Origin of the sequence: Coprococcus sp. AF38-1 (assembly GCF_003603945.1) — a bacterium.
Lineage (GTDB): Bacteria > Bacillota > Clostridia > Lachnospirales > Lachnospiraceae > Coprococcus > Coprococcus aceti.
On sequence record NZ_QVGO01000001.1, the window covers coordinates 281,946 to 296,591 of the forward strand.

The window sequence follows — 14,646 nt, forward strand, 5'->3', positions numbered from 1 at the left end:
AGAGGGCTTTTATTATGTTGTTAAAAGGAGAAGATAGCAAATGACGAAAGAACATTATTTCATGAATTTCACAAAGGAACAGCTTGCTGCCAAGCTGGAAGAACTGGACAAGAAGTATCAGCGTGAGCGTTCCTGCGATGAGATTTTGGCAAAGAAGCCTGCTCAGGAGCTGGAAAAGGAGTGTGCAATTGCATGACACAGAGACACTATGACATCTATGTAGAAAGCGTCTGGAACTGTGCATCTTCAAAAGCCTGCTCCAGCGTGTATCTGCTGGACAGAGCAATTGGTTGTTGCGGAATGATAACTACGTTTACATTCGGAAAGGAAGACGGTAATCAGGCAGAAATGCTGCGGACAGCAACACTGGCAGCTCTGAACCGTACACTTTCTGAATCAGTCGAATCCGGTTCAAAGGTCTCTTTGTACATCAATTGCGGATATGTCAGAAATGTGTTGATTCAGAAACGGTATCAGCAGTGGCAGAACAATGGCTGGGAAACGGAACAAGGCAGACCTGTCGCAGAAGCAGACCTCTGGAAGAAATTACTGGCTTTGCTTGGTGTTATGGACGTGCAGCCGATTCAGAAGAGCGTCTGGGAGCAGGACTATGAAATTGCAAAGAAGCTCCTGCGAGTAGCAGAGTTCAATGCAAGTTCTCCAGAAGAAAAGGACTTGGCATGAAAAATCAGATAGTGAAAAAGAAACGCTTTCAGCTCGCTTTTGCGAGTTTACCGAAAGAATATCACTATTATGTGAAAGAAACCAATGAACTGACTATCTGCCGTGACTGCAAGCGGTGGCACTTTGAAGTTGCAGGAGCAAATGTAACGTATCAAAAAGCAGAAATAAAAAAGGTGACAATCTTTGTGTGGGATAATACCCAGAGTTATCGCATGGCTGTTCTGAACGCTGTTCCTGACAGAGCAATCCATACTGCCATAGAGCAGTATGCTTATGCACACTATGAGAAAGGCTTTCCGGCAGAATGCGAAAACTGGTACTGGAATAAAAAAGAAAACAAACTGGTATATTGTCCGCAATAAAAAGGAAGTGTACCTGATGAGTAAAGCCGGAGCTGTTCTGCTGGTAATCGGCATCATTGTATTCGTGTTCTTTGCGAATTTGATTGTGGAGCTGATTTTGGCAGACAAACGAGAAAAGAGGGACAAAAAGTGAAGAATACTCCAATGACCAGTATCGAACTGGTGCAGTGGCTGAAAGACGGCTGCTTTGACAGCAGATTTGCTGACGCATTCGACACCGGAGAAGACGGCGATATTCACTCCGTATTTGACAATTATACGGCTGAGGAAATCGTGTATAAGGCAGAGCTTTACGAGCGAAGAAAGGGGAAAAACAATGACTAATGTGAATCGTATCGTTGCAGAAAGCAATAAAGTTGTCCGGTACATCAACGGCAATTCAATCGCTGAGACATATGCCAAGCAGGAAGCACACAGTGCAAGCGTGTACATCTCTCTGACAGGCAATCCCGAAGCTATCTGCGTTGCAAGATTCAACTACGGTATGAAGGAAACCAGCTCTGTGGCGATAACAATGCAGGCAGCAAAACTCATGGCAGAGATTATCTTTCTGTTCTCTGCTGGTGGCAGCAGTGCAGTTCCGGAAGAACTGTCTCACAAGTTGTTACGGGAAATGGTACATGAAGAGCCGAAGAACTGCATTTTTGTTGATGATAAAACGAACACACTGCATACTTTGAAACTGTCAAATTTCTTGTGCCGTTTCCTTGTAGTGCCAAACAATGAAGATTTCCTTGCTCGCCTTTCGATGCTTGTCAAAATCAAGAATGGAATCAAGGAAGCGTAAAACAGAAGTCAGTCTGTACTGCGGTATAGGCTGATTTTTGTGTTTTTCAGCCTTTACAAAAGGTTTACAGGTTAGCAAAACAAACTGCAATATATCTTACAGTAGATACTGTATAATAGAAAATGTGAGAAAGAGGTGTAAAGATGATGCAACGAAAAATGCAGATATGTTTCATGGCAGAACACAATCAGCAAATGCAAAAGATTGTGCAGAAAGCGTGGGACAACCGCTTTTCATTGAGGGAATACTTTCTGCAAGCACACATAGACACGCTGGCTGATAAGGTGCTGAAAAAGGGTGGATATAGCGGTGAAATATACTGGCTAACTGCCGATGAAATCAACGCTCTTATCTTGCTGTTGATGAAAGAACTGGAATCCAAAACTGATAAGGAGCTTATATGACTATTCCGGAAATTGTGGAGAAGTACACTATCAGAGCAAACCCGAACAAAAACCTTTGCGTAAGGAGAGAAATCCTGAAACACGAAGATGACAAGGCATACATCAAAGAACATAGAGATGAAATCATTGCCTACATTGAAGAACAGAAGGCAATCGAAGAACAAAAGCATCTGGAGCGTCTTAAAAAAATGAATGCAATCGAAGGATTGCAGGAGCTGGAAGATGCCTCGATTGCATGGAAGGAATACTATATTGCTTACCGCCGTTTCATCGAAGATGATGCAGAGGGAAAAGCACCGAAGAAGCCGGAAGCAAGTCTGGAAGAACTGGTGCGGAAGTACCCAAGAGCAAATGCTTACATGAAAGCTGAGAGCTACGCTTATTCTTCCAGCAATAATGCGAGAGCTGCTGCCGGAAAGAAGGCGTTGGAGCGAATCCTGAACGGAGAAGACTACAAACAAGCTATCGCTGACATGAAGAAGGAATGGCGTGATTACTGCGAAGAACACGTCTTCGACAACTAATTTGTCCTTGATACAGAGGTGTAACACGATGAGCGAACATAAGAATTTTCCACCTTCGGCGTACATTTCATTTTCAGAACTCAAAGACGGAGAGATGTTTACATTCAGATATGGTGATAGAGAGCATCGTTTCACAGACCATATTTATATGTGCGTGGACGAAAACTATGTTGGTGAAAGAATTGTGATTGACTTAACTGTCTTTGATTCTTTTTACATTGGCAATTCCGAATCAATAGATGTGCGGAGAGTTAAATATAAAATTGTTGCCAAAGATGATGAAAAAGAAATAGTTGAAGAATAGTATGGTGCAATGTCTAAGGGAAATAGCAAAGAAACTGCGAGGTGAAATAATGAGTGAAAATAAATTAAAACCTTGTCCGTTCTGTGGTAGCACAAAACTAAAGATTGAAAGTAAGCGTACTTTTAATTACGGTAAAAAACATTGTTCTGTTACAGTAAGATGTATGAAATGTCATGCGAGAAGTCCAGTTGTTGGAATCAATTTGGACAATAATCAGTACAACGAGCGTGAACTTTGTGAATTACAAGTAACAGAGGCTTGGAACACGAGGGTGCTATAAAATACAAGTAAAAGAACTTATTGAACAGTTACAGAGATTTGATAAAGATACCGAAGTACGAATCATTGACATAGTATGTCGTCCACTGGTGCGACTTAAAAGAAAAACCAGCCCACAATGTTTATTCGTTGACCAAAAGGAGTAACTATGAGAGAAATTTTGTTCAAAGCAAAGCAAACAAACAATGCACAGTGGGTAGAAGGGTATTTCTTCAAAGACGGTGAGAGCAACTGTTATATCCAGCAAGGTGATACAGGCTTGTATTACCTCGTCAATCCGGTGACGGTATGCGAATTTACCGGATTTTATGACACAAGCGTCAGGAGAATCTTTGAAAGCGATATTCTTCGTGTGTGGCACTCGGAAAAGCCAGAAGATTTCACCGACTTCCTTGTGTATTTCTGCGAGCCTACTGGAAGTCGGGTTGCTGTCAGCTTAAATTCAAAGCTGGAAGTGTACGACTTGTTTAAGCTGACACTGGCAGTTCGTTATGAGGTTGTTGACAACGCATATGATAATATGGAAAAAATCTCTGAGGTGATGCTCAATGCTTGAAGCAGCCTGCAAAGGCATAAATTTTGATGATGAGCCTTGTGAATATGACGATTGGTTGTTCTGCCGGAATCCAGAGTGCATCTCTCCGGTGATGACAGAAACTACAATTGGAAGTTGTCCAAAAGGCTGCCCCATAGTGGACAGTTGGAATAATCTGACGATAAGTTATCACGAAGCAAAACAAGCAGAAAGAAGAGGTACAGTATGATTTGTAGAGTAACAAGCAAGGTAAAGCTGGAGAGTGGCAAGTGGTATCAGAGAAAATCTCTGAACGGCAAGGGCATTGAGTGCGAACTGCTGCTTTATCTGGACTGTGAGGGCATCAGTACAGGATTTTACCGGAAAGACGGCAATGACCTGAAACTGGTCATGGCATTTGAGAATGCCAGCGATGATTCCTGCTCTTATCAGAAGAATCAGGAACAGTCTGCTCCAGCTCAGAACCCGAAGGACGATTTCATCTATAAGCTGATGCGTCAATGCACAGAAACTATCAGTTACAATAACTGGAACGCTCTGGTAAGTCAGCTATGCTTCGAGGCATACAATAGAATGGTGAGCATTTATAAACACGCCACAAAGAATATTGATGACAGAGAGTTTTATTTGAAATGGTGTGAACCATTCAGAGGACATGACGGAAATAAAATTTCTTGGGCAAAAAAGATTCTGGGAGATACAGAAGCTTCTTGCGATTTGTTTGAACTGTCCAGAACGCTTTACAAAATGAGCCGTGAAAAAGGTTTTGCAGATACTCCGGCTTCACTGCTGCGAGAGTTGTTCTTGCAGTTCACTTGTACATATTGCCAATACGGATTTGAAAGGCGTTGTACCAAACGGAAAACCAAGTAAATTTCGATATTTACAAAAGGTTTACGATTCAGACAGACAAAGCACAATATATCTTACAGCAGATATGATAAAATAGTATATGTAAGGTAAAGGCAATAAGAAACCAAAGGAGCTGACCTGTCATGAGAGAGATTTTATTTAAGGCAAAGCGAGAAAGCAACAGAAAATGGGTAGAAGGCTACTATTACAAGGAGAACTTTTTAACCGGAAAGTCTGTACAGCACTTCATTCGTGGCAAGGACGACACCGATTATGTGGTTTGCGGAGAAACCGTGAGCCAGTATACCGGATTTCAAGACCGGAGCGACAATCCAATCTTTGAGAACGACATTCTTTCTGTGGCAACAACTTCTGATAACGGAGTGGAAAAGCGAGAATACATTGTGTATTTCGGTAAATCCGGACAGTGGTATACTGTCAGCAACGATGCAGACAGAGATAATGTTCTGCTGAGTACACTGCTTCACAAGCGAGCAATTTTCCTTAAAGTAACAGGCAACACGTTTGATGAAGCGGAAAAAATGGCTCATGAATGGCTCATGAATTTTTCGGACAAGCATAAGCTGCATTCCGCAAAATAAAACGTGGCATTTCCTGCGGACGAGCGAATAATCAACGGCAAAATGATAACTTACAAGGGGTTTTTGCTGTTCGCAAAGAGTTATCATATTGTTCAATTGATTTGCTATATATCTTATATCATGAAAATTCCAAAGGACGTTACATTGTCTGACTGCTCCAATCATTCGCAAATCCTACAAGCACACAAATAAGAGGTTAAGCATGAAAAAGAAATCATCAAACTGGTTTGAAGGAAAGTATGTTGCCATGAAGGGCGGCGGTTATCTGGATATTACAGAAGCCATGCACGACAGCTGTGACGGCAAGTTTTGCTTTCAGGTAACAGCAGAAATTTTCCGGAATTGTTCCAGAAATGAAGACGGCACGATTTATCTGATAGACGATGCAGATGACAAAACCGTCAAGAAAATCGCATCTGCTCGAAGCAGTCTGAATCCGAAGAAAGTTCGGGCAGAATTGCATCGGCTGAAAAGCGAAGGCATTTTCATGTTTGAACCGTACAGCCCGAAATCGTATTGGAAATATGGCATATATCGCCTTGTAAAATCGTTTCCTTGGAGAGAAACACTTTCTTTTGAGGAACAGATTCAGGAAGGCATGATTTTCGACAGCGTGGCGATTCAGTACATTTTCTTTATCAATGTACAGTTGATAAACGGAGAACTCATTCCGTTCCCTATCAGCAAGTTAGGGAAATATACGGACACGCTCTCACGAAAGGAAGAGGCTGAAAAGCTGGCAAGAGAGGCTGTGCAGGAAGTGAAGAACGTCCTGCTGCCGAGGCTGGAAAAAGGCATAGAAATTCAATCAATCTATTTGGAAAGGAAGTGTGGAGTATGATTGACATGGTTTGGCTTATGAAGGCAATCGAAGCTGTAAAAGCTGGCGAAGCTGAATGCTTGGAGAAGGACGGCGTAATTGTCTACAAACCAAAGGCAGATGTGAATGTTCGCATTGACATCAAAAACAAGCAGTAAAAAAGTCAGCATATTTACTGACAAATCAGCTGAGGTAAAACGCTGGAAATGATGCACCATTCTCCAGCTTTTATAAAAAACAAATCAGATAGATATTTGAAAGGACAAGGAAGCATGAAGAAATTAAAACGAACGGCAGCAGGTTTACTGTTGGCTGGTGTCATGTGTGTACAGGCACTGCCGATGACTGCGTGGGCGGTAGACCTTCCTGCAAGTGATGTTGTTGTAACAGACAGCGACACTATTGTATCTGATACAGCACCTGTGCTTGTAGAAGCCACTACAAATGTTCCTGTAGAGGTACAGTGTGATACCAGTCAGACAGATTACTTTACGTTTGAAGATAATGGTGACGGTAATTATACTGTGACTGGCACTACAGAAGCATTCCGTGAACTGGAAAACGTCAGTCTGACGCTGGCAGAAGATGTGAAATTTATTGGCGAAGCCGCATTTGCAAACTGCACCAATTTGAAGTCTGTAGACTTTGAAAATGAAGAAATGGTACTCTACAAGGACGCATTTCATGGCTGTTCTCGCTTGAAAGCAGTGGCTTTTGAGAAAATCGTAGATATGTTAGACTACGCATTTATGGGCTGTGAAAAGCTGACGACTGTAAATCTGACAAATACGAAACTGGGGCGTGTTGGCAACGAAGCGTTCAGTGGCTGTTCTTCTCTGGAAGAAGTCACAATCAGTATTACTGATAAAAACTGTGAAGCAGCACAGCTTAACGGCATAGGTCAGCATATTTTTGGTGAGAGCAAAGCTTTTGGAACGGCGTTCACTTTGACCTTCCAGCTCAATATGGATAAGAGCAACATGATGACAATTTCTAGCGGATTTTATGACAGCAACAGAATCCGTGAAGTACGCTTTGAAGGTGACGGAGAAGTTGGCATCGGAAACATGGCGTTTCGGAACAACACTATGCTGAGAAATTTTGATTTCTCTCATGTCGTTGTTGTTGCTGATGATGCGTTTGAAGGCTGTACACAGCTGTCAGAGATTCAGTTGAAGAACAAAAATCTGCGGTACATTGGCGATGCTGCTTTTCTTGGTTGTACAAGTGCAAACGATATTCAAATTGCCCTGAACGATAAGCTGGAAATAGGAGAATATGCGTTTGGGCGAAGACAAAAAAGTGAAGGAAACGTCAAGCCGTATTCGATGACAATTTACACCAACAATAAGGACGCTTATGTTCTCCCTGACAACTTTGAACGTGAAGATAGATTGCTGAACACTTTTGAAGTAGTCGGAAATGGTGAGCTGTATTATAGTGACGGAAACTTCTCTTATTGTGAAAACCTGACGAAGGTCAATGTTGGCAACGCTCTTGGCTTCGGCAGAGAAGCTTTCGTGAATTGCTATAAATTGAAAAGCTTGGACTTAACTTCTGCACACCTTTTTGACAACGAAGCTTTCAAGAATTGTGCCGAACTGGAATCCTTGAAGCTGGGTGTATATGACGATAGCCAATGGTATGAAGGTGCTTTTGATGATATTATGACAGCAACTTCTGATGAAGATGGAAATAAAATTTCTTCAACATTGGAGCTGTACATGAACAACACAGAGCGACCGTTCGAGCTTGGGAAAAAGGGCGTAAACTGTTCTGCAAATATAGAATTTACAAGTATGTACAATCTCACAACTGTAAAGACCTATGGAGACGGAGAACTCAGATTGAACGGCGGTCAGTTTTCCAGCTGCCGACAGCTGGAATCTTTTGATTTTTCTAATGTTACATTCATTGGAAAATACGCATTTGTGAATACCGGATTGCGAGAAGCTAAGATTACCAGAACAGATATTATGATTGAGAACAAAGCATTTGGTAGTTGCGATAACCTGACACTGTATGGTTATACAGGTTCTACTGTAGAAGCATATGCTACTGCGAACAACATTCCGTTCGTTGCTCTGGACGGTGGCACAACGACCACCAGCACCACAGGACAGGGTTCTTCCACAACCACCACTACAGTGACCACACAGGGTAGCAGTGGTACAATTCTGCTGGGCGATATTACACTGGACGGCAGAGTGGACATCTCCGATGCTGTTCTGCTGAACAAGGCAACCGCAGGTTCTGTTATGCTGAACGAGCAGGCAAAGGACAATGCAGAGTGCTATGCGGACGGTAACATTGATGCCAATGATTCCACTGCTCTGTTGCAGTTCTTGGTTCACACAATTGCTTCTCTTCCGGTAAGAGAATAATTGCCTGCATATCTATTTCAAAACAGTCAGTCTGTGCTTCGGCATGGGCTGATTTTTGTTTGCAGTGAATTGTGCAATGTATATAAAATGTCATCTGTTTCATAACGGATATTTTACAGAGTAAAACGAACAAAACACTTGACATTTGTACACTACTGTGCTATAATAGATATTGTAAGAAACACGAACAATCGTAAATCTATGCAGAATCCTGCAAAGTTTCCACAAGAGGTGTATGGACAAGTGAATAATGTAATGCTACCAGAAGAGATTTATCTTATTTCTGGAGAGGACAACAGAGGACAGACAGTTCGATTCGGTTTCTGCTACTCCAAAGAAGAAGCGAGAGAAGCAATCGTAAGATATGCAAAGAAGGGCTTTTTCTGGTGCAAGTACGAAGTTATAAACGTGTTAGGAGATGAAACAAATGACTGTGAATGAGTTGATTCAACAGTTGCAGGAGATTCCGGACGGCTTGAAAAATTGCGAGGTTGTAATGCGACAATACAATGGTTGTTGTAAGTATGCTGTTAGCGTTGACAACGCTTATGTGGAAGTGTCTGGTACAGATAACGTGTTATACGAAGACATTGCTTTTGAAGAAGCAGAAAAAATGGACGGATATAAATGTATTGTTTTGTCGTAGGAGATGAGAACTATGGGAAAAATTTGTGTGGGTTTGTATGGTGGTAAATCAATATTCAAAGGGAAAGAAGTTCCGTTACAAGGCGACACAATTTACTGTGAGTGTCCGGACAAATGTTCTCTTTACAAAGAAGGAAAGTGCCTGTGTGTGAGAAGACTGGGCATTAAATGCCCTAACGGAACAGTGACAACGGAAAAAGGCTACACTAGCCGAGCAAAGAAGTATGGAGCGTTCCGCCAGAAATACATAAGCGATGAAACATATGCTAGGTTAAAAAGCCCTTTATATAACCGATTTGCAGTTGTTGGAGATAATTATTGGTTTAGCACTGGCTGCGTAAGAGCAAGAAAAGCAAAAGAAGATGATTCTCCCAGAGAAGTGGTGTCCGGATATGTGTTATGGAGTAACATCGTGACATCGGAATTTTGTATTCCAATTGTCGATATGAATATACAGCTGCTAAACGCCATTCTTTCATATTCACCACGAAATATATTTGGAGAAAGCTTAGAAAAATATTATCTTGAATATGTGGCTGATATTTTGAAGGAAATGCAGGAAATTGCACCGGAGTTGTATCAAGAGCTAACAGAGAAATATCCGGAGTACAAAAGCGAGAAGTATATTCCGAACTACGTTGGCAGATACGCCTATACCCGAACACTGCGTGACGGCTGTACAATTCATGATGGTCGTGGAAATGTCGGCGTTCTGAAAGACGGAAAGATTTACTGTGATAACTTCAAAGGCATTGTGCCGTTTGGCGGTGAATCAGCTTCTGTTGTGATAGAACTGGGAGAAACCAGCACCATCGAAATAACCGACAATTCGCAGGTGTGCAAAGGAACAATTTTCAAGTAAGGAGAATGCGGTATGACAATGCAGGAAGCACATGAAAGAATCGAACAGGCAAACAATGAGATTGCCAAGTTGCAAGAAGAAATAAAGCGTTTGCAGGAGATTGAAGATGAACCGGATATTCAACGTGTTGGTGCTGGAGAGCCGTTCTGGTATATCCAGCTTGGAGACTATGGTGTAAATGTCATTCAATGCAATGAGCCGACAGGAAGAAGTTGCTATGACATCACAGAAACAATCGGGACAAGACTGTTCCGGAACAGCAACTATTTCTTGTCCAAAGAAAGAGCAGAACAGGTTGCAGAAAAAATAGACGCTGTGCTAAAGGTAGAAAGAATGCACGATGCTTTTTGTCCGGAACTTGTCGATGGCACAGAAGAAAACGCATACTATGTAGGGCTTAGCCTAAAATACCATGAGTTTGTATATGTGCCATATATGCCCCAAGAAACATCTGATGTGCTTATCGTTGCAAAGTTTGGTTCAAGCGAAGTCGCAACAAAGGTCTGCCAGATTCTTGATAGCAAAAAAGACAATGAGAAAAAGAGGTGATAATATGACCTCAACAAAATATGAGCCGCCATGTAAAGCTGGCGACACGGTTTATGTCATCATCAAAGACAAGAATGCCAGAGAAGTATATCCGTGCAAAGTTGTCAAAGTACGGATTGCAAACAAGCCGGATTACAGCGTTTTATATTTGGTTCACAGCGATATGTTTGATTTCTCTCTCGTTGTGCCATTCTCCGATATTGGAACGACTGTGTTTTTCTCGGAAGCAGAAGCATTGACGGCAAGAAGAAAATGGCTTGAAAGGAAGTGATAAACGTAACATGATTTTTCTATAAGCGAAAGTTCTCCTTTGATAGACGGAACGTGAGGGTAGCTGCCTCGAAGTGGTTCAAGTCCACATCGTTCCAATCAAATGAACGGCTGAAACAAGCCGAAATATCTTTTTTGCAAAGGAGATTTTTCCAATGAGAACAAATCACAACAAATTGAAGACCTGCGTAGCGGTGCTGACTGCCGTTACTTGTATGGCAACCTCGCTTGCTGGAATGACAGCAAGTGCAGTGAACTATACAACCACAGGTACGGACAAGTCAATGGCGGCAGAAGCCACGCTTTCCAAGGGTGTGTATGTAGTCAAGGACACGGACATGAACATTGTCCTGCCGTACATGGCATTTGAAAACAGCCTGACAAAGTATTCTTACGAGGACACCAATGTCAAGGACAACAAGTTCAGCATCGGTTTTTCTATTATTGCCACAGAGAACTTCTCAAAGTACACAGCAAAGGTCACAAACCGTGTTATCTGCGACACCATTCTGGGTGAGATGTACGAGGCAGGCTACACTACTGTGTTTGCTGAGGTTCATGGTGGCTCTAAGATTGGCGGTATGCTGATTCCGATTCGCATTGCTAAGAGTGGCAGCAGTTACACTCCGATTGCAGACCTGTTCACAAATGCCGTTCCGCTGGATTTGTCTATGGTAACAAGCAAGACCAAGACCAATGAGTTTTATCGTGTGTTCGATGAAGACGGCAATTCTTTGACAGGCTACTTTACCAGCAATGCAGACTGCATGATGACAATGTACAACGGACAGCCAGTCACTTATGTGCCGAACGATACCGGACTGCTGATGGCTGTTGATGACATTCGTGATGCAAGTGGTGCAAATGGTGCGTATATGGAGATTTATCGTCTGAACAACGCTGGGGACAGCATCTCCAGCATTGGCAAAAAGAATTTTTCTGTTGCATATGCAGCACCGAAGTTTGAAGGGTTGTACTTTAAGAACGCAGACACTGGAAATATTGACTATACCGTCAAGGGCGGCTATGCGTTTGCAATCAATCTGAACGATGAGACCGATTACACCATGTATTACAAGTTCAAGCCGGAAATCGTGGCTGCATATAAGGGCGGTGCTCCAGTAGGGGCTGAGTTCAATGCTGGCTACGCAAACGACAGTCTGGAAAGCAGTGGCTTCTACATTGCAGGATTCACTTCTAATGGACAGCCGTATGGCTACACCATGATGCCGAACACAGAGTACGACAGAGACTATATCGGAAAGTTCATCAAGAGCTATGGCTATTCCAAGTATTACACTGAATTGGGACTGACTTCTCCGGTAACAGATGACCAGACTGAGTACGATACGATTTTCGACACAAATGACATCAGCGGCATTACAAATGCAGAAACCGGAAAGGTTGATTCTGAAAAGGATTTCAGCCTGATTACTGACCAGCTGAAAAACAAAGATTCTGCGAACAGCTTCGACCAGTCTACAGAGCAGGACGGCGTGTACAGCACTGGCTTGCAGGAACTGTATGCTGCAAAGGGCGATTACAAGTTCACAGTGAACAGTTCTTTCGATAAGGACGGCAATTTGCTGGTCGATTCCGATTCCAAGTATGGAGCAGAAGATGTGCAGAAGATGTTTGACGATGCAGGCAGCGATTACTTCGCCATGTTCCTGAATGGAAAGCTGGCATTTGCGACACACGATTCTGACTACAAGCTGACAGCTCCGGAAGGGACACAGGATATTCGGGAAGTTTCCACTGCATATCTGAATGGCAACGGCTCTTACAATATCCAGTCCGAGGAACTGCGTGACTGCAAGGAAGATGCTCCGGCAGTAAAGGTCTCCACCGATGCAGACAATTCCAAGAAGCTGTTCCTGCCTGACTGCACCTATGAGCTGACGAATGGCACAGACCTTGTGCGGATTCGCCTGAATACGTTCAAAGGAATGTACCCTTCTTATGTGGAAGATAACAACGCAACAGACGGCAAAATTTACATCTACGACAGCAAGTACAGCTCTCCGGCAGAAGCTTATGCAGCTGGTGCAGCCTGCTATGCTGTTAAGGAAGGCAAGTATGATGTTCTGCTGCCTACTGGCAACTACAGACTGACTTTCCTTGCAGAGGAAGACGACAGTTACGGTAATGTTGTGGAACACCCTATAAATGTCGGTGAAATCACGGACGGCTACAGAGATGTTGATATGAACGACCTGAAAAAGGGTACTGTAACAGATATTGTTCTGGACGTGACCGCAGAAAACAGCACAATCGACCTGACATACGGAGAAAAGATGAATCCTATCAACATTGCTGGGTATGTGAAGAACTCCGGCAAGGTCGGCGGTGTGAAGTCTGTTGCTCTGGCTGAGGGCAGTGAAGCTGTTAAGGGCATCGAACTGGACGACACAAAGCTGAACGGTACTCCGATGGAATCCGGAGAAAAGAAGGTAACTTACACCGTAACCGCAGAAAACGGCACTACAGCTGACCTGCTCCTGACATTCCGAATCGCAAAGGGAACTGTCAAGAATGTGGAAGTCAGCGTTCCGGACAAGGATTACGAAGCTGGAGATGACCTGCCAGACCCGATTCTGGGTAAGGACACACCGAGTGGTTCTGTTTCGTGGGTAGTCGATGAGGTAAAGAAGCTGACCGAAGGCGACAACACTCTGACATGGGAATATACTCCCGATGATGAAAACTACGACAAGGTGACTGGCACACTGGTAATCAACGCTTCTGTGAAGCAGACAACTACCACTGCTGTGACAACCACCACAGACGGCTCAGAATCCTCTGTAAGCGGTTCTGAAACAGAGACAACTGTTTCTACGACCGATGTCACTTCGTCCACTGTGGACAGCAACAGCACCTCTACAGGAGCAGGCACAGACCAGACTTCTGAAAACGGCAGTGCAACTACCACCGCAAGCGAAAGCGTGACTACTGTAAGTGACACTACTGACGGAACAGGCTCTGGTACAACCACCACAGCAACAGGCACTGGTGTTCCGAAGGAAACGCTGTATGGCGATTTGAACTTGGACGGCAAGGTAGACCTTGCAGATGCAGTTATGCTCAACAAGACCGTAATTGGCACTGTCACTTTGAAGGGACAGGCAGCAATCAATGCCTCGCAGGAAACGCTTGCAAGCAAAAGCGACAGCGAAGTGAGTTCAGATGCTGAGGTCGAGGAAAACTCACCAGCTGACGAAACCATCTATCCAGTTGTACCTACGGTTGATGTCAACACAGATGCAGACATGAGCAGTGTGACTATCAATGGAGTAACTATCAATTTGAATGAAGCTCCCAGTCTGGAAAAGGTGTTAAGCGATACAGGGCTGTCTTGTGACAGCTTTGGTGCAACATCGGTTGAGAGTGGTTTTTCCTTTCACAGTGCGATGTACAGTTTGAACCAACAGGGTTCAGATGACTGCACAGAAGTATCTCTGGAAGTGGAAAATTATGATGGAAAAATCGTAGACAGTGACCGCTTGAAAACGGAAGATTTCGGCATCTACAAGCTGAAAGGTGTCCATGCAAGTCAGTTCTTTACAAGAAGTGACTTCAACGTCTATTTCTGCGGAGTTATCACAACTGGAACAGAAAAGAGTGCTGTAGAATCTCAGCTTGGTGCTGGGACAGAATTGGACGACATGATTGCGTACAATAACGGCACAAATACGTTGTTAATTGAATATGATACTGCTCCGGAAGGAAGCGAAGAACCTGTCGCAGACGACATTTACCTACTGAGAAACGAGGACTGATTAT

Annotated in this window: 22 protein-coding genes; all 22 read left to right on the top strand. The window is 43.2% G+C overall.

What is annotated here, in order from left to right:
• Positions 1–40: 40 nt before the first annotated feature.
• Positions 41–196 carry a hypothetical protein gene (locus DW025_RS14730; protein WP_165854723.1) on the top strand — a complete coding sequence of 52 codons (156 nt, stop codon included), beginning with the start codon at positions 41–43 and terminating at the stop codon, positions 194–196.
• Positions 193–684 (top strand): RNase H family protein, encoded by a 492-nt coding sequence (locus tag DW025_RS01400; protein ID WP_119998371.1) that lies wholly within the window; start codon positions 193–195, stop codon positions 682–684. The genes DW025_RS14730 and DW025_RS01400 overlap by 4 nt, the downstream gene beginning before the upstream one ends.
• Positions 681–1,046, top strand: a complete 366-nt coding sequence (locus DW025_RS01405; protein WP_119998373.1) for a hypothetical protein — start codon at positions 681–683, stop codon at positions 1,044–1,046. Before DW025_RS01400 ends, DW025_RS01405 begins: the two co-directional genes overlap by 4 nt.
• A gap of 129 nt (positions 1,047–1,175) precedes the next feature.
• Positions 1,176–1,370: a hypothetical protein gene (locus DW025_RS01410; protein WP_119998375.1), complete on the top strand. Its 195-nt coding sequence runs from the start codon at positions 1,176–1,178 to the stop codon at positions 1,368–1,370.
• Positions 1,363–1,833: a hypothetical protein gene (locus DW025_RS01415; protein WP_119998377.1), complete on the top strand. Its 471-nt coding sequence runs from the start codon at positions 1,363–1,365 to the stop codon at positions 1,831–1,833. The genes DW025_RS01410 and DW025_RS01415 overlap by 8 nt, the downstream gene beginning before the upstream one ends.
• A gap of 143 nt (positions 1,834–1,976) precedes the next feature.
• Entirely contained in the window at positions 1,977–2,237 is a 261-nt protein-coding gene (locus DW025_RS01420; RefSeq protein WP_119998379.1) for a hypothetical protein, read from the top strand.
• Positions 2,234–2,761 carry a hypothetical protein gene (locus DW025_RS01425; protein WP_119998380.1) on the top strand — a complete coding sequence of 176 codons (528 nt, stop codon included), beginning with the start codon at positions 2,234–2,236 and terminating at the stop codon, positions 2,759–2,761. The genes DW025_RS01420 and DW025_RS01425 overlap by 4 nt, the downstream gene beginning before the upstream one ends.
• Positions 2,762–2,789: 28 nt before the next feature.
• Positions 2,790–3,065, top strand: coding sequence for a hypothetical protein (locus DW025_RS01430; protein WP_119998382.1), 276 nt, complete (start codon positions 2,790–2,792; stop codon positions 3,063–3,065).
• A 49-nt stretch (positions 3,066–3,114) separates the two neighbouring features.
• On the top strand, positions 3,115–3,345 hold the full coding sequence (locus tag DW025_RS15530; protein ID WP_165854724.1) for a Lar family restriction alleviation protein: 231 nt from the start codon (positions 3,115–3,117) through the stop codon (positions 3,343–3,345).
• A gap of 147 nt (positions 3,346–3,492) precedes the next feature.
• Positions 3,493–3,900 (top strand): YopX family protein, encoded by a 408-nt coding sequence (locus tag DW025_RS01440; RefSeq protein WP_119998386.1) that lies wholly within the window; start codon positions 3,493–3,495, stop codon positions 3,898–3,900.
• Complete coding sequence (locus tag DW025_RS01445) at positions 3,893–4,108, top strand: hypothetical protein (protein WP_119998388.1); 216 nt, start codon at positions 3,893–3,895, stop codon at positions 4,106–4,108. The genes DW025_RS01440 and DW025_RS01445 overlap by 8 nt, the downstream gene beginning before the upstream one ends.
• Positions 4,105–4,752 (top strand): hypothetical protein, encoded by a 648-nt coding sequence (locus DW025_RS01450; protein WP_119998390.1) that lies wholly within the window; start codon positions 4,105–4,107, stop codon positions 4,750–4,752. Before DW025_RS01445 ends, DW025_RS01450 begins: the two co-directional genes overlap by 4 nt.
• A 122-nt stretch (positions 4,753–4,874) precedes the next feature.
• Positions 4,875–5,333 carry a YopX family protein gene (locus DW025_RS01455; protein WP_119998392.1) on the top strand — a complete coding sequence of 153 codons (459 nt, stop codon included), beginning with the start codon at positions 4,875–4,877 and terminating at the stop codon, positions 5,331–5,333.
• Between the two features lie 202 nt (positions 5,334–5,535).
• A complete protein-coding gene (locus DW025_RS01460) occupies positions 5,536–6,174 on the top strand; it encodes a hypothetical protein (RefSeq protein ID WP_119998394.1) in 639 nt (212 codons plus the stop codon).
• Positions 6,171–6,311 (top strand): hypothetical protein, encoded by a 141-nt coding sequence (locus tag DW025_RS14735; RefSeq protein WP_165854725.1) that lies wholly within the window; start codon positions 6,171–6,173, stop codon positions 6,309–6,311. Before DW025_RS01460 ends, DW025_RS14735 begins: the two co-directional genes overlap by 4 nt.
• Positions 6,312–6,425: 114 nt before the next feature.
• Positions 6,426–8,537, top strand: a complete 2,112-nt coding sequence (locus DW025_RS01465) for a leucine-rich repeat protein (RefSeq protein ID WP_165854726.1) — start codon at positions 6,426–6,428, stop codon at positions 8,535–8,537.
• 243 nt (positions 8,538–8,780) lie between these two features.
• Entirely contained in the window at positions 8,781–8,978 is a 198-nt protein-coding gene (locus tag DW025_RS01470) for a hypothetical protein (protein WP_133302862.1), read from the top strand.
• Positions 8,965–9,183, top strand: a complete 219-nt coding sequence (locus DW025_RS01475) for a hypothetical protein (protein ID WP_119998400.1) — start codon at positions 8,965–8,967, stop codon at positions 9,181–9,183. Before DW025_RS01470 ends, DW025_RS01475 begins: the two co-directional genes overlap by 14 nt.
• Positions 9,184–9,195: 12 nt before the next feature.
• A complete protein-coding gene (locus DW025_RS01480) occupies positions 9,196–10,044 on the top strand; it encodes a hypothetical protein (RefSeq protein ID WP_119998402.1) in 849 nt (282 codons plus the stop codon).
• A gap of 12 nt (positions 10,045–10,056) precedes the next feature.
• Positions 10,057–10,593, top strand: coding sequence for a hypothetical protein (locus DW025_RS01485; RefSeq protein WP_119998404.1), 537 nt, complete (start codon positions 10,057–10,059; stop codon positions 10,591–10,593).
• A 4-nt stretch (positions 10,594–10,597) separates the two neighbouring features.
• Entirely contained in the window at positions 10,598–10,864 is a 267-nt protein-coding gene (locus DW025_RS01490) for a hypothetical protein (protein WP_119998406.1), read from the top strand.
• 154 nt (positions 10,865–11,018) lie between these two features.
• Positions 11,019–14,642 (top strand): hypothetical protein, encoded by a 3,624-nt coding sequence (locus DW025_RS01495; protein WP_119998408.1) that lies wholly within the window; start codon positions 11,019–11,021, stop codon positions 14,640–14,642.
• Positions 14,643–14,646 lie beyond the last annotated feature (4 nt).